Raw genomic sequence first — 24,786 nt, 5'->3', positions numbered from 1 at the left:
TGGCAGGTAGTGAGCGGCAATGACACCGCTGGTCAAAACGACGTTACCAGCTGAATCGTCGTTCAACATCTTGCAGCGCAGCACAAATGCGTCCGGAATTCGCCTAAATGGGGCGCAAGCCGTCACGCCGTGTCGCATAGTGGGTCTCACCCACCGTGTTCCTGGAGGGCTAGAATGACACCGATGGTCATCCTAATGCGCAGCGGCTTCCCCACCCCGTGACGCACCACACAGCCGAGGTACTACCGCATGAGTCGAGCCCGCATCCTGTGTTTTGGCGAGTTGTTGCTGCGCCTGGGGGCGCCTGGTCATGGGCTGCTGCTGCAGCAGCCTCGGCTGGACGTGCACTGCGGTGGCGCAGAGGCCAATGTCGGCGTGTCGCTGGCGCATTTCGGCCATGCCGTGGCCATGGTCAGCACGGTGGCGGACAACCCGCTGGGTGCGGCGGTGCTGGGTGAGTTGCGTCGCCATGCGGTCGATACCCGCCATGTACGGCAGGTGGAAGGCCGCATGGGCCTGTACTTCTTGACCACCGGTGCCATCCATCGCCCCAGCGAAGTGGTCTACGACCGCGCCGACTCGGCGTTCGCGCTGGCGCCGGCCGATGCCTACGACTGGCCTGCCCTGCTGGAGGGCGTGCAGTGGCTGCACCTGTCCGGGGTGAGCCCGGCGCTGGGCGCAGACGTGGCGCAGGCCACGCTGGCAGCGGCGCGTGCCGCCCGTGCGGCCGGGGTCAAGGTGTCCTTCGACGGCAATTACCGGCCCAAACTATGGCAACGCTGGCAGGGCGATGCCCGCGGCATCCTGCATCAGCTCTTTGAATGTGCGGATGTGGTGTTTGCCGATTACCGCGACATCGGCGTGGTGCTGGGCGGCCAGTTCCCGCAGGACACGCTGGAAGCACGCGTGGAAGCGGCCGCGCAACAGGCGTTTGCGGCCTTCCCGCAGCTGCAGTTGATGGCCTGCACCCAGCGCGTGGCGCACAACGTGGACCACCACAGCCTGGGCGCGATGCTGGTGCCGCGCGAAGGCGCGGTGGCGCGCGCGCCCAGCGAAGAACTCACCCCCATCATCGACCGTATCGGCGGTGGCGACGCCTTCGCCGCCGGCGTGCTGCACGGCCTGATCGAAGGCTGGCCGCTGGAAGATACCGTGCGCTTCGGCCTGGCGGCAGGTTGCTTGAAGCATTCGATTCCAGGCGATTTCAATCCGCTCTCGGTGGCCGATGTGCAAGCGTGCGTGGGGGATGCGCGGTTTGATGTGCGGCGCTGATGCGCCGGGAATCGGGAATCGGGAATGGGAAAGCGGCGCGTGCTGCGCGTTTCTCCCTTCTCCCCTCGGGACATTGTCCCCCTTTATGGGGGAGAAGGTGCCCGAAGGGCGGATGAGGGTACGGCCGCTCGACGTCGCGCCATCTGCCGCGTTGACCCAATGGCGGCGTTACAGATTCGTCGACCAACTCACCGAAAGCCGCGACGCAGGCACTGCAGCAGCGCGTCATATCAGCGCGCGTCGATAACGCATCGCGCCGCGGAGCCAACCACCACTGCCCGCCCCACTAAAAAAAACAGCCGGCAGTGATGCCGGCCGTTTTTATTGCGCTATGCGCCCGGAAATTCAAAGAAATCAGGGAACCATGCTCTTGCGATTCCCCATTCCCGATTCCTCACCCCAACTCGATGCAATCGAAGGTGACATCCGTCGCCACATCGGCGTCGTAATCCACATCGTCGCGCTCGAAGCCAAACAGCTTGAGGAACTCGTGCTTGTAACCGGCGTAATCGGTGAGTGCGAACAGGTTCTCGGTGGTCACCTGCGGCCATAGCGCCTTGCAGGCGTCCTGCACGTCGTCGCGCAGTTCCCAGTCGTCCAGGCGCAGGCGGTTTTCTTCATCCACCTCGGCCGGCTGGCCGTCTTCGCGGTACAGGCGCTCGCGGAACAGGCGGTCCAGCTGGTCGATGGTGCCTTCGTGCAGGCCTTTCTCTTTCATGATCTTGTAGACCATGGAGATGTACAGCGGCATCACCGGGATGGCCGCGCTGGCCTGGGTGACCACCGACTTGAGCACCGCCACATTGGCGCTGCCGCCGCGGGCGGCCAGGCGTGCGTTCAAGCGCTGCGCAGTGTGGTCCAGATCCACCTTGGCCTTGCCAAGCGCGCCGTGCCAGTAGATCGGCCAGGTGATTTCGGTGCCGATATAGCTGAAGGCCACGCTGCGCGCGCCGTCGGCGAGCACGCCGGCGCTGTCCAGCGCGTCGATCCACAGTTCCCAATCCTGCCCGCCCATCACGGTGATGGTGTCGTCGATCTCCTGCGCGCTGGCCGGCTCGATCGAGGCCTGGATGATGCTGTCCTTGTTGGTGTCGATGGCGGTGGCGGTGTAGGTGTTGCCGATCGGCTTGAGCGCCGAGCGCTTCACTTCGCCGCTGCCCGGCAGCTTGCGCACCGGCGAAGCCAGCGAATACACCACCAGATCGACGCTGCCGCCCATTTCGGTCTTGATCAGTTCGATCACCTTCTCGCGCGCCGCGTCGGAAAACGCATCGCCATTGATCGACTTGCTGTACAACCCGGCGGCCTTGGCATGTTTGTCGAATGCAGCCGAGTTGTACCAGCCGGCGGTACCGGCCTTGGTGGCAGTGCCGGGCTTTTCGAAGAACACGCCCAGCGTATCTGCGCCGAACCCGAAAGCGGCGGTGATGCGCGAGGCCAGGCCGTAGCCGCTGGACGCGCCGATCACCAGCACCTTCTTGGGGCCGTCGTTGCGCACGCCACGTGCACGCGTTGCGGCGACCTGCTCGAGCACATTGCGCTCGCAACCAAGCGGATGCGTGGTGGTGCAGATGAAACCGCGCACTTTGGGATGGATGATCAACGTGGACTCCTGGTCAGCAAGATGCTGGCGGCATCTTAATCGGTGCATCGCATGCGAAACAGCCTGATGCGCAACACACGCTGCTGTATGGAAGCGCGTGAAGGCCGCCGCAGGCGCCGCACGATGCCAGCACGTGCGTGCACGCGCAGCACGAATAGCACGAACAGCACGAACAGCACGAACAGCGACCGCAATCGAATTACAGGGCAGGCAGCTGTGCTACGTTTCCGGCCTGCCGTGCCGTGCCTGGCCGCGCCTGTTGGCGATTGTCGAGGCCCCTTCCACCGTGCGACCGGTATCCGAGCGATGTCTCTTCGAAGCGAGCGCGTCACGCAGCTAGGCTCCGTTCCGCGGTTTCGGCTTGGGCCATTGCTGGTCGAGCCGGAGCGGCTGACGCTGATCGACGACGGCCAGACCATCGCGCTGGAACCGCGCATGATGGAAGTGCTGATCGCCCTGGCCGAGCGCGCCGGCGAGGTCATCAGCGCCGAGCAGTTGTTGATCGAGGTGTGGCACGGCAGCTTCTACGGCGACAACCCGGTGCACAAGACCATCGCCCAGCTGCGCCGCAAGCTGGGCGACGACAGCCGCCAGCCGCGCTTTATTGAAACCATCCGCAAACGCGGCTATCGGCTGCTGCCGAAGGTGGTGTTTCCGGACGATTACCGCGGCGCGGTGATCGGTACGCAGGCGTGGGGGCACGGCAACCCGTATATGGGGCTGCAGGCATTCGACCCGGCGCATGCAGACGTGTTCTTCGGCCGCAGCCATGCGATTGCGCAGGTGGTGGGCGCGTTGCGTGCGCAGTTGCACAGCCGGCGCGGGTTGGTGCTGGTGAGCGGCGCCAGCGGCTGCGGCAAGACCTCGTTGCTGCGCGCCGGCGTGGTGCCGTTGCTGTGCCAGCCCGGCGGCCTGGACGGGCTGGAAGCTGTCGCGGTGGCGTACTGCAACCTGGCGCAATGCCGCGGCGGCGACGTGCTGGGCACGCTCGCGCGCGCACTGGGCGAATGGACACCGGGCGAACGCGCGGTGTTTTCGCCGGCGCAGATGGCACACCTGCCAGAGTGGCTGCAGCAGCCCACCTGGCTGCATGCGGCCATCGACGCGGCCGTGCGCCAATGCGCCCCAGCGCGCGACAGCGCACAGACCCAGCACCATCTGCTGCTGGTGATCGACCATGCCGAAGCAATGGTGGCCACGCCCGGCATCACCACCGCCGATCGCGCTGCGCTTGCTGCGGCCTTGCAGGCAATGTGCGCCAGTACGCATGTGGCCGTGCTGATGGGCACCCGCAGCGATTTTTATCCGCGCCTGATCGATGCGTTGCCAGACATCGTCGAGCTCAAACGCGGCGATGGGCATGTGGATCTGCTGCCGCCAGGCGATGGCGAGATCGGCCAGATCATCCGCGTGCCGGCGGCAATGGCGGGGCTGCGCTTCGAAGAAGACCGCAACGGCGCCGGCCGCCTGGACGATGTGCTGCGCGATGCCACCACACGCCAGCCCGATGCCTTGCCGTTGCTGCAACATCTGCTGCATGCCTTGCACGCACAACGCAGCGACGACGGCTTGCTGACGTTTGCGGCGTATCGCGCCCTGGGCGGGCTGGAAGGCGCACTGGCGCATCATGCCGAGCACACCTTCCGCGCATTGCCCGGCGATGCGCAGGCCTCGCTCGGCGAGGTGCTGACCCTGCTGAGCGTGATCCACCCCGACAGCGATGCAGTGACCGCGCGGCGTGCGCTGTGGGCGGCATTGCCGGCAAGCAGCGCAGCGCGCGTGCTGGTAGATGCGTTCGTGCATGCGCGCCTGTTCGTCAGCGAGCTGGTGGCCGGAGACCCGGGCTTTGCGGTCGCCCACGAAGCGGTGTTGCGGCAATGGCCGCGCGCGGCCGAGTGGATCCATGAAAATCGCCGCCTGCTGCAGGCGCGCAAACGCCTGCAACTGGCCGCGCAACGCTGGGCCGCCGAAGGCCGCCGCACCGACCACCTGCTCAACAGCGGCCGCCCGCTGAGCGAAGCCCGCGAGGCGGCGCGGCGCATGCCGCAGGACCTGGATACCCTGGACCACGCATTCCTGCACGCCTGCGAGCGCTCGCAACGCCAGCGCCGCGGCCTGTACGCCGCCGCCGCCGCCTTGCTGGTGGTGCTGGCCAGCGCCTCGCTGCTGCTCGGCTGGCAGGCACGCCAGGCCCAGCAAGTGGCCGAACAACGCCGCGACCAGGCGCAGCAACTGGTGGGCTACATGCTGGGCGACCTGGCCGAGCAGTTGCGGACCGTGGGCAACCTGACATTGCTCGACAGCGTGGGCAGCCGGTCGCTGCGCTATCTGGAAGATTTGCCTAGCGCCAGCATGCACACCGGTGATTTGATCAACCACGCGCGCGCCCTGCGGACCACCGGCGAAGTGTTGATGAACCAGGGCAAGGTCAAAGAGGCCCATGCCGCGTTCACGCGTGCCGCCGCTACCGCCGAACAGGCGCGCATGCGGGCGCCAGATGCATTGGAAGCGCATGCGGAAACCGGTCAGGCCGCGTACTGGCTCGGCTATCTGGCGTATCAGGCCAAGCAGCTGCCGTCGGTGCGCACGTACTGGTCGCAGTATCTGGCGGCTTGCGAACACCTGATACGCGCAGCTCCGCAGGATCCGCGCTGGCAGCTGGAGTTGTCGTATGCGCTCAACAATCTGGGCACATTGTCCAAAAGCGAAGGTCACGCAACTGCGGCGATCGAGTTGTTTGCGCGTTCCATCGCACTCAAGAGTCAAGTATTAGCGCGCACGCCACATAACGCGGCCGTGCGGTACGAACTTGTCGATAGCCTGTCCTGGCTAAGCCTGGCGCAGGAAAATCAGGGCTTGCTGGCGCCAGCAGAACAAGGCTACCGCGAGCAGATCGCGGTGCTGCGCGTGTTGGTGAAGAACGATCCGGATGCCGATTCATGGCGACGGCGCATGGCTACCTCGTTGCTACGCACCTCCAATCTGGCGCTGGCGCGCGGCCAGCTTGCGCAGGCGCAGGCAGACGCGCAAGCCAGCGTACAGATACTCAAACCGCTGGTCGCGCAGCAGCCGGACAACCGGACGTGGCAACGCGATCTGGCGCATGCCTACGCGCAGGCCGGTTGGGTCGCCGCGCTGGACGGGCACGCAGACGCGGCCACCCAACAACTCGCACAGGCGCGGCAAACGCTGGCAGGCGTGCTACAGCTCCAGCCGCTGCCGGAGTGGCAATGGCTGGACGCCATCATCGCGCTGCGGTTGAACCAGGTGCAGGGGCTGCATGGCAGCAACCAGACGTCCAGCCTGGCGACGATCGTGGCGCGGCTGGACGCCTTGCATCGGGCCAGGCCCGCCGATCTGCTAGGTGTCTCGTCGCTGGCGCATGCCCTGGTTTGGTATGGCGAACAACTGGACGCCAGCGGCGATCACGTTGGTGCACGCGCGGCCTGGCAGCGCGCGGTGGCAGTGGTCGGCGTCGATATCGGCAATAGTCGCGACAAGACCTTGCTCGACCCATGGATTCGCGCACAGATCCATCTGGGTCAGCGCTCTGCCGTTTCGCAACAGCTCGGATGGCTGTATCAAGCGGGCTACCGCCACCCGGGATTCGTTTCCCTCTATGCCCCGCTCTTCAAGGAATTACCAACGTCATGACGGACTCCAAGATCATCCCCATCGAACTGACCGTGGCGCACGTGGCCTTCGGCGGCAATACCGGCAGTGGCGCCTACTTCTACAGCTTCTCGCCGGATCTGCTCATCTGTGGCAAAGGCGAACAGGGCGTGATCCTACGCTATGCGTTCTGCAAGTCGGTGCCTCACCACTTCAAGATCATCAGCCTGCTGAATTCGGATGCGACGGGGCAGATCGGCCCGCAGCAGATCGACCCCGACGGTCGTGGTGTGCAGGTGGTCAATGCCAATAAAGAACGGACATTGATCTTTTTCAGCGTGGTGGTGAAAGACACCCACACCGGCGCGCATTTCAGCTGCGACCCCCAGGTCGGCAACGATCCAGAAATTTCACCGCAGGAATTTGGCCGTAGCTGACAGGCAGACACCTTCCCGTCCGATGGTTCCCCGCCGGACGGGAGCACGCCGGGCGATCGACGGATAGCGCAGTCGCAACCTGGCGGCATGTCCGCTCGCTACAGCCGGTGAGGAAGAGAAAAAGAGTAGCGCTGCACCGGATGTCCTGTGCGCGCGATGCGCCTTCATGCGGGCGATCAGTTGGTGTCCCGAACGTAGGTATCGATTGCCTTGGGCGTCAGGGCAATCACCCGACCGGCAGGAAAATTGGATATCGCATAGTTGTCTGGCGCATCGCTTCTGAAAGGCAAATCGGATGACCACGCCCCTTTTTCCAGCATCGGCGCCTCGACGGTCACGATCACCGGCCATGCCGGGGCCGGTACCCGCGCAATCAGGGCCACCGGTTTGGCCGAACTTGCGTGGCCGACGCGCCAAGCCTTGCCGACAACCCTCCTCATCCAAGCGCCTGGTCGGCCGATCGCAGGCGTGGGCAGCAGCTCCCTGCACAACCGACCCGCATCCCACGACGACGCGCATGTCGCGTTCGGCGACCGCTTGGGGCGGCAACGCTGCGCGGGACCAGCTGATCGACAATTCGGCCTGGGTCGACGCGCCCGAGGCGCTGGTGGACAGCACGACGATCAACACGAACCACGACCGGGCCAGGCGCACGACGGACTCCGTAGCAGACCGGAGCGCGGCGCGTCCCCGAGCAGCCTTGATGGCCGCCGGATCACCTTCGTGCATGCCCGCGCGCTGGACCTGACGGCAACCTTACGGTTGCTGGTCGCCTACTCCGAAACTTGAAAAATTCGTTCAGAACAAAAATTTGCTACACCTGGACGGGCGTTTCGACAGGCCCCGACAGATCGGCCGGGCCGCGGTGGCGCCGGACTGGCGTACCGCCTGCTGCGTTCGCTGTGGATACCCGGACCGCGCTGCGGCGAGGTTGCCGTCGCCGCAGCGTCCCTGGCGGATCGCGTCCGCCAGGGACCGCCGTTCAGTCCGCGATCTTCTTGCAGTCGTTCAAGGTGCTGGTTGCGTTTTTCAGCGCGAGTGCGTGCCCCGGCTGGCCGTCCTCGATCTCTTTGATCAGCGCGGCCATGGCGCTCCTGCCCTGCTGTTTCCAGTTCTTGTAGCTCGGCCCCGTCTTGAACGAATTCAGGTCCCTGAACGTGCTGTCGAACGCACCATTGATCAGGGTGCGCCGGTCCACGCAGTTCTGCCACGCAGCCAGGCGCAAGCGGTTGGCGTCTTTGCCGGCCGCCTTCTGGCACGCCAGCGCATCGCAGGCAGTCGGACCATGCAGGCCCGCATTCTGGTCCACGCAGGTGCTGCGCTTGGTGTCGTAAGGGATCAGCTGACAACCTTTCAGCTTGGAGCGCCTGATCACGTCGGTTTCGGAGACGTCGATGCTCTTGAACAGCGCCTGCGGCGGCGTCGCGGGCGCGGAACGCGGGACGGGCGCGCTGCATGCCGCGAACAGCATCGACAACATCAACAACACAAACTTACGGAACGAGCTCATGGCGGTGGTCCTGGTCGGAGGCCGGAGTGCGCGATGCGGTCTCCGGGCGGCGCAAGGGCCGCCGCGCCACCCTGTCGGCAACCCGCCGCGCACACCTGACCGGCAGCTTACGGTTGCGGCCCGCGCGTTCGGCCGCTCGTCTCGCACGCTGGCGCCGGCGCCGCCCCCAATGCCGCTACACCACCAAATTGCTTTTTGGATCAGTTACTTGCATTCGGGCAGGTTGCGGTAAGGCGGCGCCGAGGCAGGGTCCGGCACGGTGGATGGCGTCCGGCTCCGTGCCAACCGGACGCCACCGCCATGCCGGCGGCCCCAGGCACCTGCCGCGGCGACCGTCGCGATCCACCGAGACACACCCATGCTCACCCGTACCGACACTGTTTCCCATACCCGGGCCACCGAAGAACACGATTCCCCGGTGTCGCTGTTCCGACAGACCGCCTTGCAACGCCGCCAAGCCGATACCGGCGCGCTGCTGGCCGCGGACTACGACCAGAAGCCCTGGGGCCTGCTATACCGCGCGCTGACCGACGCCATCGGGGCCAGCCCGGATAACTTCCAGATGGTCTATCCGTTCACCACCTGGGCCTGGCCGTTGCAGCAGCCCGGCTTTATCGGCACCGCGCAGTACGATTTCTGCTCCACATCGCCGCAATGGAGCGCGGTGGGCGCCTTCGTCTCCAGCGGCGACCGCCTCAACCAGGCTTACCAGGAATTTCTCAATGTGATTCCGGCGGCGACCGACGACGCCTCGCTGCGACAGCAGATCAAGGCCGCCGACGACGCGGTGACCGCCGCCAGCAATGGGTACACCATCGCCTACAACCAGGCGCGGTCGGTGTACCAGGACGAGGTCGCCGATAACACGCCGACCTTCACCGATTGGCTGGGGTCGCCGGCCGGCGCCGGTTGGCAGACCAAAATCGCCAGTACGCAGACCAAGATGCTGCAGGCGCAGGTGACCTACAACGCACTGGTGGCGCAGGCCAACACACCGGGTCTGGGCGAGGCGCAGAAGCAGATGGCCAACCAAGACTTCTACGCAAAGCTCAACGACCCGGCTCTGTCTAAGTTCCCGTCGGTGCCGAACTGGTCGGTCGCGCAGAGCGCCAGCGAATGGGTCGATGCCGTGCAAGCCGGCCAGGGTCCGGCGGGCGCCACCATGGGCTTCAGCAGCCGCGATGCCTCATACGACTACAGCAAGACCTGGGCCGGCGGGTCGGCCAATATCCGCCAGTTGTTCTGGGAGGTGCGCGTGGCCGGCAAGTGGGAGCGCATCAACGAGTTCGAGACCGACAATGAACTCAACGTCTCGGTGGAGTTCGAGGCGCTGGACCTGATCCAGATCCAGCCCAGCGATTGGTACAACGGCCCATTCGTGCGCAGCAAGCGCAGCGGCCCGTTTGTGAAGGGCTACAGCGCCTTCGGCGAAGGCGGCACCCAGGCCGTATTCGGCGAGAAGGGCTTCTTCGGCCTGCTCAAGACGGGTATGTATGTGGGCTACAAGCCGACCTTCACCATTACCACCAGCAAGGCGTCCTTCACCAAGTTCTCTGAGAAGTTCAAGGCCTCGACCGGACTGCGCATAGGGCCGTTCACCTTCGAGGCCGAAGGCGGCAGCGAGAAGGCAGGGTGGAGCCTGAGCGAGTCCGGGCAAAGCTTCACCGGGACCACAACCTCCGAGCAGCCGCTGATCGTCGGGGTTGCAATCTCCAAGCTGCCGCCGGAGTAATTGCCGGCCGTCGCTGCATGCGCGGCGCCGCAGCTGCGGTGCCGCGTTTTGCGTTTTTGGTTGCGCTGCGGGGAATGGAACGGCGGGCGCGCCGGCTCAAATCACCCGCAGCGTGATCGCCTTCAACACCGCCCGGGTGCGGTCGCGGGTGCCGAGCTTTTCCAGAATGGTGGAAATGTAGTTCTTCACCGTGCCTTCGGCCAGGAACAGGGTGCGGGCGATCTCCTTGTTGGAATAGCCACCGGCGAGCAGGCGCAGGATCGCCACCTCGCGCTCGCTGAAGGTCTCGCGCGGGGGCTGCTGGTCGCGGAACTGGTAGCGGGCGCGCACCGGGTCGGTGCTGACCGGCTGCAGCAGGGTCTCGCCGTTGGCCACGCGTTCGATCGCCTCGCGCAGGTCTTCCGGGGCGGCGTCCTTGAGCAGGAAACCTTGCGCGCCGGCCTCGGTCGCCCGCAGCAGCAGGTCGCTGTCGTCGAAAGTGGTGAGCAGCAGCAACGGGGTGCGGTCGCCACGGTCGCGGAGGTGTTGCAGCGCCTGGATGCCGTCCAGGCCGGGCATGCGGATGTCGCTGAGCACCACGTCCACCGTGTTGATGACGAGCGCGTCCAGCAGGCTCTGGCCGTCGTCGGCCTCGCAGACCACCTCCACGCCCTGCTGCTGCAACAGCGCGCGCAATCCGGCGCGCACCAGCACCTGGTCGTCGGCCAATGCGATACGGCGCGCGCTCATGCCGGCAACCTCGCGGTCAACTGCATGCCGCCGTGCGCGGCGCGGCCGAGCTGCAGTTGGCCATGCAAGGCCGCCAGCCGCTCGCGCATGCCGGCGATGCCGTTGCCCTCGCGGATCTGCTCGGCGCAGTGGCCGTCGTCCTGGATGTCGATGTGCAGCTGGCCGTCATGGGTCTGCAGCGACACCTGCACGGTGTCGGCCTCGCCATGGCGCGCGGCATTGGTCAGCGCTTCCTGTACCAGCCGCAGCAGGGCTTCGGCGATTTGCGGGTCGCTCACGCGTACGGCCGGGTCGATCTGCAGCTGCAGCACCGGTTTGGGAAATGGCGCAGCCAGGGCATGCAGCGCGGTGTGCAGATCCAGCCCGGCATCGTCGCGCAACGACTGCACCACGCTGCGGATGTCGCCAAGCAACTTACGCGCAAGGCCTTCCAGCATCGCCAGCTCCTGGCGCGGCGCCAGCGTGGGGTCGGCACGCAGCAAGCGCAGATGGATGCTCATCGCGGTGAGTTTGTGCCCGGCCACGTCGTGCAGCTCGCGCGCCAGGCGCAGGCGCTCGGCATCGCGCGCACTGTCGGCCAACAGCGCGCGGGTGGCCAGTAGATCGGCGTTGACGTACGCCAAGGTGTCGCGCGCACGCTCGGCACTGCGCGCGTAATGCGCGGTGAGTGCGGCAAAGGCCTGGAAACCGGCATAGATGCTGACGATCGACCAGGCGCGATCGAAGCCTGCGTGCACCAGCACCGCGTACATGCCCGCATTCAATACCAGTGCCAGCAGCAGCACGCGCAACGGCGGCCAGGCCATCCCTGCCTGCGCCACCAGCAACACCAGCAGCACCGGGGCCGTGCCGGCATGCGGCTCCATCCACACCAGCAGCAGCGCCATGACCGCTTGCAGCAGCAGCGCGCCGTTGCGCAACGCAGGCAGCGGCCGCAACAGGGAGTGCAGCAGAAACAACGCGGTGAAGCCGGCCAGCACGCCCCAGCGCCAGGCGCCGTGTGGCGAGGCATCGGGCATGAACGACAGCGCCACTGCAGCAATGGTGAACGCACCGGCCAAACGCAGGGGATGCAGAAGATGCGGCAGGGAAGAGTTCATGCGGCGATGCTGACGGCCGCGCGGCCACTCTGCAATGGCGCGCATGTAGAAAGTGACTTCCGGCAGGTGGGATCGATGATCTGCGGCCCCTGGCATGGGTGCAGCGGGTGCGCACACCGGCATCACCAACCCACCCCATCGCCAAGGAGTTACGCCATGTCTGCTTCCAGTCTGTTTGTTGCGCTCAATCTGGTCTGGGGCGGCTATGAGCTGCTGCTCAGCCGTCGCCGCCGTGCCAGCGATGGCGGCGCGCTCAATCGGGGCACGCTGCAGCAGTTGTGGCGGGTGCTGTCTGCGGCAGTGGCGGCTGCGGTGGTGCTGGCCTACAGCGGCCTGGCGCATTGGCCGCAGGGCTGGGGTGCCTCGCTGCAGTGGGCCGGCTGCGCCTTGATCGGCAGCGGGCTGGCGTTGCGCGTGTGCGCCATCCAGGTGCTGGCACGCTGGTTCACGGTGGATGTGACCATCCAGCCGGATCACCAGCTGGTGCGCCGCGGCCCGTATCGCTGGCTGCGCCACCCGTCCTATACCGGCGCGCTGCTGGCGTTCTACGGGCTGGCATTGGGCATGGGCAACGCGTTGTCGGTGGCGGCGCTCGTGGTGCCGGTGACCCTGGTGTTCCTGCACCGCATCCGCATCGAAGAAGCCGCGTTGCAGCGCGCCCTCCCGGTGGCTCACCCGGCGCATGCGAAGCAGAGCCATCGGTTGCTGCCGTTGGTGGGGTGAGCACAATGCTGCCATGCAGCCGATAGCATGCTGCTCGCCAGACGGCTCGCACACCTTCGCAGCAGCGCCATCCACCTGCTGCACCGATCGCCTTACACTCGGCGGCTCCCCTCGCAGCCGCAGTCCCGTCTTCGATGATCATTTCCGCCGCTTCCGACTACCGCGCCGCTGCGCAGGCGCGCCTGCCGCCCTTCCTGTTCCATTACATCGATGGCGGCGCGTATGCCGAGCACACCTTGCGGCGCAATGTCTCGGATCTGGCCGATATCGCGCTGCGTCAGCGGGTGCTGCGCAACATGACGGACCTGAGCCTGAGCACCGAGCTGTTCGGCGAAACGCTGGCGATGCCGGTGGCCTTGGCGCCGGTCGGGCTCACCGGCATGTACGCGCGGCGCGGCGAGGTGCAGGCCGCGCGCGCGGCGGCGGCGCGCGGCATTCCGTTCACCCTGTCCACGGTGTCGGTGTGCCCGATCGAAGAAGTGGCGCCGGCCATCAGCCGGCCGATGTGGTTCCAGCTGTACGTGCTCAAGGACCGCGGCTTCATGCGCAATGCGCTGGAGCGTGCCAAGGCGGCCGGGGTGACCACGCTGGTGTTCACCGTGGACATGCCCACGCCCGGTGCGCGTTACCGCGATGCGCACTCGGGCATGAGCGGGCCCAATGCCTCGCTGCGGCGCATGTTGCAGGCGGTGACGCACCCGCGCTGGGCGTGGGATGTGGGCCTGCTCGGCAAACCGCATGATTTAGGCAATATTTCCGCTTATCGCGGCAGCCCCACCGGCCTGCAGGATTACATCGGCTGGCTGGGCGCCAACTTCGACCCGTCCATTGCCTGGAAAGACCTGGAATGGATCCGCGAGTTCTGGACCGGGCCGATGGTGATCAAGGGCATCCTGGACCCGGACGATGCGCGCGATGCGGTGCGTTTCGGCGCCGACGGCATCGTGGTCTCCAACCATGGTGGGCGCCAGCTCGACGGCGTGCTGTCCAGTGCGCGCGCGTTGCCGGCGATTGCCGATGCAGTGAAGGGCGAACTGAAGATCCTGGCCGACTCGGGCATCCGTAGCGGGCTGGATGTGGTGCGCATGCTTGCGCTCGGTGCCGATGCGGTGCTGCTGGGCCGCGCCTTCGTCTATGCGCTGGCGGCCGGTGGGCAGGCCGGCGTGGAAAACCTGCTGAGCTTGATCGAAAAGGAAATGCGCGTGGCGATGACCCTGACCGGCACGCATTCGATTGCCGAGATCAGCGCCGATGCGTTGAGCCGGGTGACGCGCGAGCAGGCGGGCTCGGTATCGCCCTAGCGGCCGCATCCTGGTGGATGTTGTCGCAAGGGCAGGCAAAACGCTGAGCGGTCGAACGTGCGGTTCACTCACCGCTCGCGGAACACGCCGCCAACCCGTCCATGAGGGACCGCTGGCGGCATCCATGCCTGCGTATGCCCGCCTACCCTGCCTTGCGCCTCGGCGCAGCGGCCTTGGCGGCGGTCTTCTTGCTGGCCTTGCCTGCAGTTTTCTTGACGGCCTTCTTCGCAGCCTTCTTGGTTGCGGTCTTTTTCGCAGGCGCGCTGGCCGCTTCGGCCGTACTGGCCTTCTTTGCCGGCGTACGCGTATTGGCCTGCAGGCTTTTTTGCAGCAGCGACATGAAATCCACCACGTTGGTGGTGGCGTCTTCGTGTTGCGTTGGCTCTACATCCACCGTGGTGGTGCCGCCCTTGTCCTGGATGCGCTTGCGCAGGATCTTTTCCAGCTTGCCGCGGAACTCATCGTGATAATCCTCCGGCTGCCAGCTGCCGGACATCGATTCGATCAGCTGCTTGGCCATCTCCTGTTCCTTGGGCGTGATGCGGTACTCGCCCACTGCACCGGCCGGCAGCTTGAAATCCTGCGGGTCCACCACTTCCTGCTGGTAGCGCAGCAGCAGCAGGATCAACGCATCGCCATGCGGCATCACCGCCGCCAGATATTCGCGGGTGCGGATGACCACTTTTGCGATGCCCACCTTGCCGGTGTCGCGCAAGGTCTCGCGTAGCAACACATAGCCTTTTTCCGCTTTCTTGCCGGGCACCAGGATGTAGGGCTTTTCGAAATAGCGCGGGTCGATGTCGGCGGCGTCGACGAAGGTTTCCACCTCCACGGTTTCGTGGCTTTCCGGCGAGGCCGAGCGAATATCCTGCTCTTCGACGATGACGTAGCTGCCCTTGTCGTATTCGAATGCCTTGACGATCTCCTTCCACGGCACTTCATCGCCGGTATCGGCATTGACGCGTTCGAACCGGATCGGCTTCTTGTCACGCGAATCGAGCATGCGGAAATGCAGATCCACCTTGCGTTCGCCCGACATCAGCGCCACCGGCACATTGAGCAAGCCGAAAGACAGGGTTCCGGTCCAGATCGGTCGTGCCATCAGTGCGCTGCTCCATGGATTGCTGCATCGGGAATGTGGTCCAACGCCAGCCAGGCGTCCTCGACAATGGCGCGTACATGCGGCCAATCCAGCCGCGAGGCGCCACGCATGCTGTCCCACTGCGCGGCCAGGGCCTGCTCGCAAGCGGCATCCGCACCGCGCGGCCAGTCGGCGGCGTGGGTGATGCGCGCGAACGCATAGGCCGGCGACAAGTCACGCCAGGTGGGTCCGCCACGCCGGCGGCGACGCTGGTAGTCGGCCAGGCTGTAGCACTGGAAGTCCTGCGCCACACCCACCGTGTCCGGCACCCGCGATTTCCGATGCGCGCGCGTAGGCGGTACCGGGTCGACATGGGCACTGAACAGGCGACGATCGGGACGGCGGTCCAGGGGGCGCATGGGCGGCTCCACGGTGCGGCATGGGGCTGACATCAGTAACGCCGCCGCCGTGAGCCATGCGTGAGAAATGCGCATGCACGTTGCGATTTGCGTGTTCTTCACCGCAGGCGCGGTGAACTGCGGCTTCTACTTGTTTCAGGAGCACGCCATGTCCCGCGACCCGCTACGTGACCAGCCCACCCAACCCGGCGAACAGCATGGCAAGCGCGATGCCGAACATTACGAAGACCGCGGTGCCGGCGACGCACCCGGGCGCCTGATTCCTGCCGATGGCAAGACGCCGGCCAAGAAGCCGGGAACTGCGCCGTCGACGGCGACGGGGGACTAAACCGCCAACAACGCGTAGGGTGCAGTCGTCAGATGCGGGCAGACATTGCGGCAGCGCCGCCCTGCATGCCGCATCATCCGGGCACCACCTGCCCTGCCCGGATGGCGATGAGTGCAATCGTTGTGTCGGCCGCTCCAGGCGCGTGGTGTGCGGGTTTCTTGTTGGAGGGATGTTGTCGAAGGCAAACCAGCTGGCGTCAACCTGCTGCGTGGCGAGAATTGCTGATCGCACGGCCACTGCCTACGCCCGGCCGGCGCGCTGCAAGCGAGCGAATTGGTCATCGTCAAACAGCCGCGACCGCACCAGGAAGCGCACGCCTTCGCCGTTTTCCAGCGAGAACATGCCGCCGCGCCCCGGCACGACATCGATGATCAGCTGGGTGTGCTTCCAGCATTCGAATTGCGGCGCGCTGATGTAGAACGGCGCGCCGCCAATCTCGCCCAGCAAGACGTCGCGGTCGCCGACGAGGAACTCGCCGACTGCAAAACACATTGGCGAGGAGCCGTCGCAACAGCCCCCGGATTGATGGAACACCACATCGCCGTGCCGCGCGCGCAGCGTGTCGATCAACTGCAGTGCCGCCAGCGTGGCTGTCACCTGCGCCGGTAATTCCACTCGCGTGTCGCTGTCCTGCATGGACCGATTCCCGCGGCCAGCTGCGGCCGCCATGCCGCGCACGATACGCCTGCGCGCGTAGCGGCGTGCATACACCCTCGATGCGGACACGCGGTGCCTGCATTGTGTCTGGCGTGCCGCCCGAACAGGCGGCCCGCCGTCGGCTCAAAAGAACCCCAGCGCCTTCGGCGAATAACTCACCAACAGGTTCTTGGTCTGCTGGTAATGGTCGAGCATCATCTTGTGATTCTCTCGCCCGATGCCCGACTGCTTGTAGCCGCCAAACGCAGCATGTGCCGGATAGGCGTGATAGCAGTTGGTCCACACGCGGCCGGCCTGGATTGCGCGGCCCATGCGATACAGGCGCGATGCGTCGCGGCTCCACACGCCGGCGCCCAGGCCGTACAGCGTGTCGTCGGCAATCGCCAGCGCCTCGGCTTCATCCTTGAAGGTGGTCACCGAGACCACCGGGCCGAAGATCTCCTCCTGGAACACGCGCATCTTGTTGTGGCCCTTGAACACGGTCGGCTTGACGTAGAAGCCCTTGGCCAACTCGCCGTCGAGCGTGTTGCGCTCGCCGCCGATCAACACTTCGGCGCCTTCCTGCTTGCCGATGTCGATATAGGACAGGATCGTTTCCAGCTGCTCGCTGGAAGCCTGCGCACCGACCATGGTGTTGGGGTCGAGCGGGTTGCCCTGCTTGATCGCGGCCACGCGCTTGAGCGCCTTTTCCATGAACTTGTCGTAGATCGATTCCTGGATCAGCGCATGCGACGGGCAGGTACATAGGCTTTACAGCAGCGGGTAAAGGACGGCCCAGGCGCGCGTACGGCGCGCGGAATGGCGTCTACCACGCATACGCTTCGGTTCCTGTGCGCCGTCCACACCGCCTGACGACTGCTCGCCAGGTGTTGTTGCCCGCTCATGGTCAGGCTGGTCTGCCCATCACGCGCTACGGCTTGTCAGCCACCCCCACTGCATCGTGCCTTGCGGCTGTTTCGATGGGTATGGGCTCTTCCGCCGGCACCTGGCAGTCGGCTACCGTTTGCTGCCGGTACGCGCGCAGCTGCCATGCGGCGCTGGCACCGGCCTGCGCCCAGGCGTAGACCCAGCGATAGCGTTGGCCGGCATTGCAGGCGTCGATGCTGATCTCGTCGCGCGGCTGGCCACGCACAGGCAGCGGGGCCGTGTTAGTCGCGGTATCGGCACGCGTGCTCAACGGACGATCGAACAGAGCGGTGCTGATGCGCACCGGGCCTAACGCGGCGGCAGCGGCCGGCGGCGGTGTTTGCCTGGGCTGTGTACTCAGTCTGGATTGCTGCTGCAGCCAGGCGTGTATTTTTGCGATGGCGGGGGAGCCGGCTGGATAGTCGCGCACGATGCGCATATCCACGTGGTCTGCCCACGCTGCGCTGCAGACCAGCAGGCCGGCCGATATCGCCGAAGCCATCATCTTTCGTTTCCACATCCTCATCGTCGCACTCCATGCCGTGAATGAGTGGCAGAATTTAGCATGCCGCTTCCACAGTCTCCGGTCTCACGGCCGACCATCATGCTGGTGCGGTATGGCAGGGTGGTATGTGTTATCGGGAAGGCTTCATCGCGCCCGGGGGCGCTCCTGCAACGCCAGGGTGCGTGTTGTCGTGCGGGGCGTCGGTGGCTTGCTCACCCACCATAATCCCACTGCAGCCCCACCGTGTAGGTGCGGTCAGGACCCGGCTCGTAGTAGCGCCCATTGCCGTCGTTGACGATCACCGAGCCGACGTACTGGCGGTCCAGCGCGTTGTCGATGCGCGCGAAGGTGCGCAGTGCGCCATACGTGGTAGTCCAGCGCCGCGAGGCTTCCAGATTGAGCAAGGCATAGCCGGGTGCGCGCTCGGTGGCCAGGTCGTTGACCACGGTGGCGCCGGAGGCCACCGATTCGGCGGCGAACTGCCATTGCGCGGGCTGCCACTGCCAACGCGCGAACAGCTGCTGCCGCGGCACGCCCGGCAGGCGCGCGCCGCTGGCCACCGACGCGGTGGGGGTGGCGCAGCCGCTGCTGGCACAGGTGAGGTAGCCATCGCGCACGGTGGCGTCGACAAACGTATACGCCAACTGCACTTGCTGGGTGTCGCCAATTGGTTGCTGCCAACTCAACTCCGCGCCCTGGCGGCGGGTGGCACCGATGTTGCGGAAGGTGCTGCGGCCGTTGGTGTTGCTGGCCACCGCCAGCTCGTCGTCGGTGTCGGCGCGGAACAACGCGAACTCCACCGCTGCGCCGCTTTGCGCGCGCCACTTGCTGCCCACCTCGTAGTTGCGGCTTGTCGCCGCGCCCAGGTCCAGCGCCAGGCCGGCGCCGCCATCGTTGCGGTAGCCCAACTCGTTGAAGGTGGGCGTTTCGAAACCGCGACCGACCGAGGCATAAAAACGCAGATCTTCGTCGGCACGGAACACGATGCCGGCCACCGGCGTGGTGGCCGAATAGTCGCGTTGGCCGCTGTCGTCGGGATTGCGCCCAATGATGTAGTGGTCGTCCGAATCGAAGCGCACCTGGCTATGGCGCACGCCCAGCAGCGCGGACCAGCGCTCGCTCCACTGCCACCACAGCTGCGCGAACTGGTCGATGTTTTCCACCTGATCGCGCTGGTTGCGGCGCAATGCGCCCTTGACGCCCAGCGTGTCGCCGACGAAGTTTTCGTAACCGGTGCGGTGCTGCCGCTGGCGATCGACATTGGCGCCGACAGTCAGCTGCAATGGCCGGCCCAATGCCTGCCCTTGCCAGGCCCAGCGCGCATCGGCGCCTTCGTAATTGCTGTCCAGATCGATCACGCCGCCCGAATGCAGCGGGTTGCGCTGCACCGCGACCGGGATCGCCAGATACTGCTCCACGCTGCGCTGCCCGCCGTAGGCCATCAAGCGCAGCGTCTGGTTGTCGAATTGCTGGGTGAAGATCGCCCCGGCCTGCGACTGACGCACCGATTTGCGGGTGTTGAACTGGGTCGCCACCGAAGTGGCTTGCGCCGGGTCGGCGTTGAACTGGGCGCGGGTCAGGCCGAGCGGGTCCTGCGCATCCGGTGCGTCCAGGTAATTGAGCACCAGGTCCAGCCGGCTGCCTTCGGCCAGGTCGAACCCGAGCTTGGCATTGACCGATTCGCGCCTGGCGCGGCTATGGTCGCGAAAGCCATCGGTTTCGAAATGATTGGCGGCCAGGTTGTAGTGCACCGCGCCCTGCTGGCCGAGCAATTGCGCGCCCGTGTTGACGGTGGCATTGCTGCCATAGGTGGCGCGCAGCCGCCATGGGTCGTTTGGGGCGCCATCCGCACTCCACAGCTGCAGCACGCCGCCGGACGAGTTGCCGTACAACGCCGAAAACGGGCCGCGCAGCACTTCCACCCGCTGCGCGCCCAGCACGTTGAAGTGCGAGAGCTGGCCCTGGCCGTCGGGCATGCTGGCCGGGATGCCATCCACCAGCAGCCGTACCCCGCGCACGCCGAAGGTGGAGCGCGCGCCGAAGCCGCGGATCGACAGCTGGGTGTCCTGCGCGTAGTTCTGGCGGTCGCGCGCCACAAGCCCGGGGATGCCGTCCAGCAGCTCGGACACCTGCGCGCCGCGCCGGTTGTCGTCGTCGGCCGACACCACGGTGAACGAGGCCGGCAGGTCGAAATCGTCCACCCCGTGCACACGGGCGGCGTCTACCTGCACGGCGGGCAAGCGCTGGTTCGGTGCGGATAAGGGCAGCGCCGGTTCGGCGGCCAGGGCGAGCGGCGCGAAGCCACCGGCGAACAGGCCGCACGCAGCGGCCAACAAGGTGAGTCTGAGCATGGGAGTAGTGTCCCTCATCCGTACTGTAGCCGCATCGTTGCGTACGGAACGGAGCATGCTACGCCGGCCATGGGCTGCTACGATGAAGTGGTTTGGTCCAGCAGCGGCCAACGATCCGGAAGTACCCCACTCTTTCGTCCTTCAGCGAGTCATGCCGTGTCCTTCTTTGCAAACGTGGAACAGGTTCCAGGCGATCCCATCCTGGGCCTGACCGAGGCCTACAACGCCGACAGCCGCCCCAACAAGGTCAACCTGGGCGTGGGCATCTATTACGACGAAAACGGGCGCATCCCGCTGTTGCGCGCCGTGCACAAGATCGAGCAGCAGCTCGCGCAGGAGGCCAAACCGCGCGGCTATCTGCCCATCGACGGCCTGGCCGCCTACGACAAGGCTACCCAGGAGCTGCTGTTCGGCGCCGAGTCGGGGCTGGTGGCCTCCGGGCGCGTGGCGACCTCGCAGACCGTCGGCGGCAGCGGTGCGCTGCGCGTCGGCGCAGACCTGCTCAAGAAGCTGCTGCCCACCGCCACCATCGCCATCAGCAACCCAAGCTGGGAAAACCATCGCGCGGTATTCGGCGCGGCCGGCTTCGAGGTGGTGGATTACACCTATTTCGATGCGGCCAGCCATGGCCTGAACTTTGGCGGCATGCTCGCCGACCTGGCAAAACTCGAACCGGGCACCGTGGTGCTGCTGCACGCCTGCTGCCACAACCCCACCGGCGCGGACCTGACCAAGGACCAGTGGAAGCAGGTTGCCGGCGTGCTGAAAGAGCGCAACCTGTTCCCCTTCGTCGACATCGCCTACCAGGGCTTCGACAAGGGCATCGAGGCCGATGCGTATGCGGTGCGTCTGCTGGCGGCCGAAGGCATCGACAGCTACGTGGTGGCCAGTTCCTATTCCAAGTCGTTCTCGCTGTATGGCGAGCGCGTGGGCGCATTGTCGGTGGTCTCGGCCACCGCGGCCGAAGCCAAGGCCGTGCAGTCGCAGGTCAAGCGCATCATCCGCACGATCTACTCCAGCCCGTCCACGCACGGCGCCGCCCTGGTGGCCGGCGTGCTGACCAGCCCGGAGCTGCGCGATCTGTGGGAGCAGGAACTGACCGAAATGCGCGAGCGTATCCACGCCCTGCGCGCGGGGCTGGTGGAAAAACTCGCCACGCTGGGCGCGCCGGAGTTCGACTTCATCCAGCGCCAGGCCGGCATGTTCTCGTACTCGGGCCTGACCAGGACCCAGGTGGACCGCCTGCGCGACGAGTTCGCGATCTACGCCGTCGGCACCGGCCGCATCTGCGTGGCCGCATTGAGCCAGCGCAACCTGGAATACGTGGCACAGGCCGTGGCGACTGTCAGCCGGGTGTGATCCAACGCGCCAGCTGACATCGGCCACAACGGCCAACTGAAAACCGGGAGCGCACACGCCTCCCGGTTTTTTTATGGCGTTGTGCCACGCGTTAGGGCGCGGCGCAGTGCGCAAGGTGGGCGCGGCATGCCAGCGGCCAACACGATCGGCAACACATGCGCGCATGTTCGATCAGTTTTGCTGCAAATCGCGCAGCAAGTGATCGAAATCTAACGGCGCAATGGCGACAATGGCGGCCCACTTCCTACAACAGGCTGCCCGTTCCCATGTCGCGTCCCTCGCTGACCCGCTTCCTGATCGAAGAACAACATGCCGGCCGTATCGATGCGGAATTGCGCCAGCTGATCACCATCGTTTCGCGTGCCTGCAAGCGCATCTCCATCGCCGTGAGCAAGGGCGCCCTGGGCGGCGTGCTCGGCGATGCCGGCACCGGCAACGTACAGGGCGAGGCACAGAAAAAGCTCGATGTGCTGAGCAACGACATCCTGCTCGAAGCCAATGCCTGGGGCGGCCATCTGGCCGCGTGCGCGTCCGAAGAGATGGACCATAGCCAGCCGGTGCCCGACCAGTATCCCAGCGGCGATTTCCTGTTGCTGTTCGACCCGCTGGATGGCAGCTCCAACATCGACGTCAACGTTTCGGTCGGCACCATCTTCTCGGTACTGCGCGCGCCCAAGGGCACCGAAAAGCCCGGCGACGAGCACTTCCTGCAACCGGGCACCCAACAGGTCGCCGCCGGCTACTGCATCTATGGCCCCAGCACCATGCTGGTGCTCACGCTCGGCCACGGCACCCACGCCTTCACCCTGGAGCGCGAGGAAGGCAGCTTCCTGCTGACCCAGGCCAACATGCGCGTGCCCGACGACACCGCCGAATACGCCATCAACATGTCCAACCAGCGCCACTGGGAACCGGCGATGCAGGCCTATGTGGGCGACCTGCTGGCCGGCAAGGACGGCACCCGCGGCAAGGACTTCAACATGCGCTGGATCGCCAGCATGGTCGCCGACGTACACCGCATCCTCACCCGCGGCGGCATCTTCATCTACCCCTGGGACAAAAAGGACGCATCCAAGCCCGGCAAGCTGCGCCTGATGTACGAAGCCAACCCGATGAGCATGCTGGTGGAGCAGGCCGGCGGCGCGGCCACCACGGGGCGCGAGCGCATTCTGGATATTCAACCGACGCAACTGCATCAGCGCGTGCCGGTGTTTTTGGGCTCGAAGAACGAAGTGGCCGAGGCCACGCGGTATCACCTGGAGGCAGATAAGGCCTGAGACTGGGGTTTTGTCTTAGAAACCGGCAGTCACGTGTTCCTCAAAGGCACCCGCGTACTGCGGGTGTCTCTTTACCCGACACCCCAACAACGCATCGGCGGAGAGGCCGGTTGAAGCAGTTGAAGATCCCGGCGGTCTGGTGCGTGCCCTCACAGTGTGGAGCGATACGTGGCTATCTCCGGTTTGCGCGTGCCAGCGAACAGCTGCGCATCAAGCAAGACCTGAGCTTCCAGCTGTCTCCTGCTGACTGCCCCCTCATCGGAACCGGCTTGCTGAGCGCGCATATCATTTTTTCTTCGAGGAAACCCGCGTGAGAGACGCCTTGCTCGCAACCGCACGCGCAATAAAAGTGAGTCTGGTCTTCTTGGGTTCGGTGCTGTTGTCATGCGTCGCCGCGACGATACTGAGCGGCTTTCTCATTGCTGTTGTCGTAGCAATGTCGGGCAGTGGCGGGATGGCGACTACATTTTTTCTGTATTACTGTTTTTTCGCATTTGGCATTGGCTCACCTTTCTTTCTTCTATTGGGTGTCCCAACGCTGCACTTTGTTCCTGGACTGAAGCATGCACATCCCTACAGTGCGGCAGTCGCTGGAGCAGCAATTGCGGGCGGCCTCTATCTACTCTTGCGCGTAATGCACGGGTCTTCAGGGCCATTCGACTCATTGGCCTCATCGGCCTCGTTTGTCGCTTTTCCATCGCTTTGGGCAGCAACTGCAAGCTGCATTTATCAGCGCACCAGAGAACTGAGATCTGCTGCGTGATTGCAGTGCCGGGCTCTGTCGGCAATCTCGTTTCAAAAATCCAGTCGCGGCTTTCTTGCGAGGGTGCAACCAGTTGGCGAACAGCTGCTTGTGTTCCTGCAGAGCAGGCTGCGCAACCAGGCACGCTCTGCCGAGAGCCGATTGCCTTGCTGGAAACATTCCTTGGTATTATCTCCCTGATTCGATCCAGTACCGAAGCTCGCAGGCTATAACGAAATGCTGATCTCATACGACTCTGCAATGCGCTTTATCGAAGCGTACAAAGCGGTGTTGTTGCATATCTTGGCCGATGCCAAGCTGCGAACAACCACGTCGATCCACCACAACCTGATCTCTGCCCGGACGTTTGCCTCGAAACACCCAGGCTTGCTCGGCAAGACCATCGATGCAATGGAAGCGGCCCAAGAGCCACTTGCGCCTTCGGTCGCCAGCGCTGTGCGAAGCATGCAGGTGAAGCAGTGGATTTACCTGCGGCAGACCACGCGCTATGCGGTCTTTCTCGACACCGATACCGACAATGCATTCGAAGTTCGGGCATTGACCGATCCGCTGAATGCAGTCGCTGAGGCTCCTCCGATCTTGGTCGAGACCGGCCTATTCCGCTACGAAGGCGTCGTGGTCTGTGATGGACTTCTGCTCAACACTATTTTCCTGGGGCGAGGCTACAAGGCCAGCTTCGACGCGAATTACACGCGCTTGCGTAAAGCTGGCCGGCTCTACAAAACAGCAGAGCAGTTCGAGCAGGTGTTTATGCCTGTGCAGCGTTGATGTACCTGCATAAGTGCCGCAGCGTGACGGCGACTGAAATGCGCCAGATCCGGGGCGTGCCGGTTGAAGACCTCACCGCTATCGGCACCGGCGTCGATCAACGCTTGCCCGGCGCCAGCGTGGCAATGCCGCGGGTGCGATTGGTCCCGTTGGATGACAGCCAATTGCATGGCGCGGCACCGGGTACGGGTAGAGGCCGCTGTTACGCCAGAAGCCACCGGCCTTGAAGCCAGTGCCGCCGCCTAGCGGCGCCATGTCGGTCTCGAAACCGTTGTGGGAGGCCCCGTTGGATGGTGGCGCGGCCGACACCGCGCTCCGGTTCGGTTATCGCAACCCGTCTTCCGATAGGCACG

At 65.3% G+C, this 24,786-nt stretch carries 22 protein-coding genes, 1 other RNA gene and 2 pseudogenes; 13 read left to right on the top strand and 12 right to left on the bottom strand.

Going from position 1 to position 24,786, the window contains the following annotated elements; genetic code table 11:
* Positions 1 to 249 precede the first annotated feature (249 nt).
* The gene (locus M3O59_RS00485) at positions 250 to 1,272 is read left to right on the top strand and encodes a sugar kinase (RefSeq protein WP_064630210.1); all 1,023 of its coding nucleotides are present in this window, start codon (positions 250 to 252) and stop codon (positions 1,270 to 1,272) included.
* A 394-nt stretch (positions 1,273 to 1,666) separates the two neighbouring features.
* Here M3O59_RS00485 and fabV read toward each other — a convergent pair whose 3' ends face one another.
* On the bottom strand, positions 1,667 to 2,875 hold the full coding sequence (fabV, locus tag M3O59_RS00480) for an enoyl-ACP reductase FabV (RefSeq protein WP_249047092.1): 1,209 nt from the start codon (positions 2,873 to 2,875) through the stop codon (positions 1,667 to 1,669).
* Between the two features lie 306 nt (positions 2,876 to 3,181).
* Here fabV and M3O59_RS00475 point away from each other — a divergent pair, with 306 nt between their 5' ends.
* Both M3O59_RS00475 and M3O59_RS00470 read left to right on the top strand, forming a co-directional pair.
* The gene (locus M3O59_RS00475) at positions 3,182 to 6,529 is read left to right on the top strand and encodes an nSTAND1 domain-containing NTPase (RefSeq protein ID WP_249047091.1); all 3,348 of its coding nucleotides are present in this window, start codon (positions 3,182 to 3,184) and stop codon (positions 6,527 to 6,529) included.
* Positions 6,526 to 6,924 (top strand): hypothetical protein, encoded by a 399-nt coding sequence (locus M3O59_RS00470; RefSeq protein WP_064630204.1) that lies wholly within the window; start codon positions 6,526 to 6,528, stop codon positions 6,922 to 6,924. Before M3O59_RS00475 ends, M3O59_RS00470 begins: the two co-directional genes overlap by 4 nt.
* A gap of 176 nt (positions 6,925 to 7,100) precedes the next feature.
* Here M3O59_RS00470 and M3O59_RS00465 read toward each other — a convergent pair whose 3' ends face one another.
* Both M3O59_RS00465 and M3O59_RS00460 read right to left on the bottom strand, forming a co-directional pair.
* Positions 7,101 to 7,364 (bottom strand): hypothetical protein, encoded by a 264-nt coding sequence (locus M3O59_RS00465; RefSeq protein WP_116906424.1) that lies wholly within the window; start codon positions 7,362 to 7,364, stop codon positions 7,101 to 7,103.
* Positions 7,249 to 7,554: pseudogene (locus tag M3O59_RS00460) on the bottom strand (hypothetical protein); the annotation flags it as partial. The pseudogene M3O59_RS00460 and the gene M3O59_RS00465, both read right to left, overlap by 116 nt.
* On the opposite strand from M3O59_RS00460, the gene M3O59_RS00455 reads away from it, so the two are divergent.
* Positions 7,442 to 7,672: a hypothetical protein gene (locus tag M3O59_RS00455; protein WP_249047090.1), complete on the top strand. Its 231-nt coding sequence runs from the start codon at positions 7,442 to 7,444 to the stop codon at positions 7,670 to 7,672. The pseudogene M3O59_RS00460 and the gene M3O59_RS00455 sit on opposite strands and share 113 nt — an antisense overlap.
* 234 nt (positions 7,673 to 7,906) lie before the next feature.
* On the opposite strand, the gene M3O59_RS00450 is transcribed toward M3O59_RS00455, so the two are convergent.
* Positions 7,907 to 8,404: a hypothetical protein gene (locus M3O59_RS00450; RefSeq protein ID WP_239686945.1), complete on the bottom strand. Its 498-nt coding sequence runs from the start codon at positions 8,402 to 8,404 to the stop codon at positions 7,907 to 7,909.
* Positions 8,405 to 8,792: 388 nt separating this feature from the next.
* Here M3O59_RS00450 and M3O59_RS00445 point away from each other — a divergent pair, with 388 nt between their 5' ends.
* The gene (locus M3O59_RS00445; RefSeq protein WP_064630198.1) at positions 8,793 to 10,166 is read left to right on the top strand and encodes a hypothetical protein; all 1,374 of its coding nucleotides are present in this window, start codon (positions 8,793 to 8,795) and stop codon (positions 10,164 to 10,166) included.
* Positions 10,167 to 10,262: 96 nt separating this feature from the next.
* On the opposite strand, the gene M3O59_RS00440 is transcribed toward M3O59_RS00445, so the two are convergent.
* Both M3O59_RS00440 and M3O59_RS00435 read right to left on the bottom strand, forming a co-directional pair.
* Positions 10,263 to 10,895, bottom strand: a complete 633-nt coding sequence (locus M3O59_RS00440; RefSeq protein WP_116906423.1) for a response regulator transcription factor — start codon at positions 10,893 to 10,895, stop codon at positions 10,263 to 10,265.
* The gene (locus M3O59_RS00435) at positions 10,892 to 12,091 is read right to left on the bottom strand and encodes a sensor histidine kinase (protein ID WP_116906422.1); all 1,200 of its coding nucleotides are present in this window, start codon (positions 12,089 to 12,091) and stop codon (positions 10,892 to 10,894) included. Before M3O59_RS00435 ends, M3O59_RS00440 begins: the two co-directional genes overlap by 4 nt.
* A gap of 60 nt (positions 12,092 to 12,151) precedes the next feature.
* Between M3O59_RS00435 and M3O59_RS00430 the strand changes: the two genes are divergently transcribed.
* Positions 12,152 to 12,718, top strand: coding sequence for a methyltransferase family protein (locus tag M3O59_RS00430; RefSeq protein WP_116906421.1), 567 nt, complete (start codon positions 12,152 to 12,154; stop codon positions 12,716 to 12,718).
* 134 nt (positions 12,719 to 12,852) lie between these two features.
* On the top strand, positions 12,853 to 14,019 hold the full coding sequence (lldD, locus tag M3O59_RS00425) for an FMN-dependent L-lactate dehydrogenase LldD (protein ID WP_064630190.1): 1,167 nt from the start codon (positions 12,853 to 12,855) through the stop codon (positions 14,017 to 14,019).
* Positions 14,020 to 14,161: 142 nt separating this feature from the next.
* Here lldD and ku read toward each other — a convergent pair whose 3' ends face one another.
* Together ku and M3O59_RS00415 are read right to left on the bottom strand one after the other, a co-directional pair.
* Positions 14,162 to 15,121 carry a non-homologous end joining protein Ku gene (gene ku / locus M3O59_RS00420; protein ID WP_116906420.1) on the bottom strand — a complete coding sequence of 320 codons (960 nt, stop codon included), beginning with the start codon at positions 15,119 to 15,121 and terminating at the stop codon, positions 14,162 to 14,164.
* Positions 15,121 to 15,519 carry a hypothetical protein gene (locus M3O59_RS00415; RefSeq protein ID WP_064630185.1) on the bottom strand — a complete coding sequence of 133 codons (399 nt, stop codon included), beginning with the start codon at positions 15,517 to 15,519 and terminating at the stop codon, positions 15,121 to 15,123. The genes ku and M3O59_RS00415 overlap by 1 nt, the downstream gene beginning before the upstream one ends.
* A 148-nt stretch (positions 15,520 to 15,667) precedes the next feature.
* Here M3O59_RS00415 and M3O59_RS00410 point away from each other — a divergent pair, with 148 nt between their 5' ends.
* Positions 15,668 to 15,847 (top strand): hypothetical protein, encoded by a 180-nt coding sequence (locus M3O59_RS00410; protein WP_116906434.1) that lies wholly within the window; start codon positions 15,668 to 15,670, stop codon positions 15,845 to 15,847.
* Positions 15,848 to 16,087: 240 nt separating this feature from the next.
* Here M3O59_RS00410 and M3O59_RS00405 read toward each other — a convergent pair whose 3' ends face one another.
* Positions 16,088 to 16,483, bottom strand: coding sequence for a DUF779 domain-containing protein (locus M3O59_RS00405; RefSeq protein WP_116906433.1), 396 nt, complete (start codon positions 16,481 to 16,483; stop codon positions 16,088 to 16,090).
* A gap of 144 nt (positions 16,484 to 16,627) precedes the next feature.
* Positions 16,628 to 17,251, bottom strand: a pseudogene (gene adh / locus M3O59_RS00400) (aldehyde dehydrogenase); the annotation flags it as partial.
* A 63-nt stretch (positions 17,252 to 17,314) separates the two neighbouring features.
* On the opposite strand from adh, the gene M3O59_RS00395 reads away from it, so the two are divergent.
* Positions 17,315 to 17,382, top strand: a non-coding RNA gene (locus tag M3O59_RS00395) — sX9 sRNA.
* A gap of 32 nt (positions 17,383 to 17,414) precedes the next feature.
* Here the strand turns inward: M3O59_RS00395 and M3O59_RS00390 are convergent.
* Both M3O59_RS00390 and M3O59_RS00385 read right to left on the bottom strand, forming a co-directional pair.
* Positions 17,415 to 17,849: a hypothetical protein gene (locus M3O59_RS00390; protein WP_330462253.1), complete on the bottom strand. Its 435-nt coding sequence runs from the start codon at positions 17,847 to 17,849 to the stop codon at positions 17,415 to 17,417.
* A 278-nt stretch (positions 17,850 to 18,127) separates the two neighbouring features.
* Positions 18,128 to 20,266, bottom strand: coding sequence for a TonB-dependent receptor family protein (locus M3O59_RS00385; protein ID WP_181920621.1), 2,139 nt, complete (start codon positions 20,264 to 20,266; stop codon positions 18,128 to 18,130).
* Between the two features lie 156 nt (positions 20,267 to 20,422).
* On the opposite strand from M3O59_RS00385, the gene M3O59_RS00380 reads away from it, so the two are divergent.
* From M3O59_RS00380 to M3O59_RS00365, 4 genes are all read left to right on the top strand, one after another.
* On the top strand, positions 20,423 to 21,625 hold the full coding sequence (locus tag M3O59_RS00380) for an amino acid aminotransferase (protein ID WP_116906417.1): 1,203 nt from the start codon (positions 20,423 to 20,425) through the stop codon (positions 21,623 to 21,625).
* A 266-nt stretch (positions 21,626 to 21,891) separates the two neighbouring features.
* A complete protein-coding gene (locus M3O59_RS00375; protein WP_064630175.1) occupies positions 21,892 to 22,902 on the top strand; it encodes a class 1 fructose-bisphosphatase in 1,011 nt (336 codons plus the stop codon).
* Positions 22,903 to 23,212: 310 nt separating this feature from the next.
* Entirely contained in the window at positions 23,213 to 23,665 is a 453-nt protein-coding gene (locus M3O59_RS00370) for a hypothetical protein (protein ID WP_147308539.1), read from the top strand.
* A 240-nt stretch (positions 23,666 to 23,905) separates the two neighbouring features.
* A complete protein-coding gene (locus M3O59_RS00365) occupies positions 23,906 to 24,433 on the top strand; it encodes a hypothetical protein (RefSeq protein ID WP_064630368.1) in 528 nt (175 codons plus the stop codon).
* The last annotated feature ends 353 nt before the right edge of the window (positions 24,434 to 24,786 follow it).

It is taken from the genome of Xanthomonas nasturtii (genome assembly GCF_023337365.3).
Classification (GTDB): Bacteria; Pseudomonadota; Gammaproteobacteria; order Xanthomonadales; family Xanthomonadaceae; genus Xanthomonas; species Xanthomonas nasturtii.
Note: the sequence above shows the minus strand (reverse complement) of the source record. Positions and strands in the feature narration are given on the sequence as shown.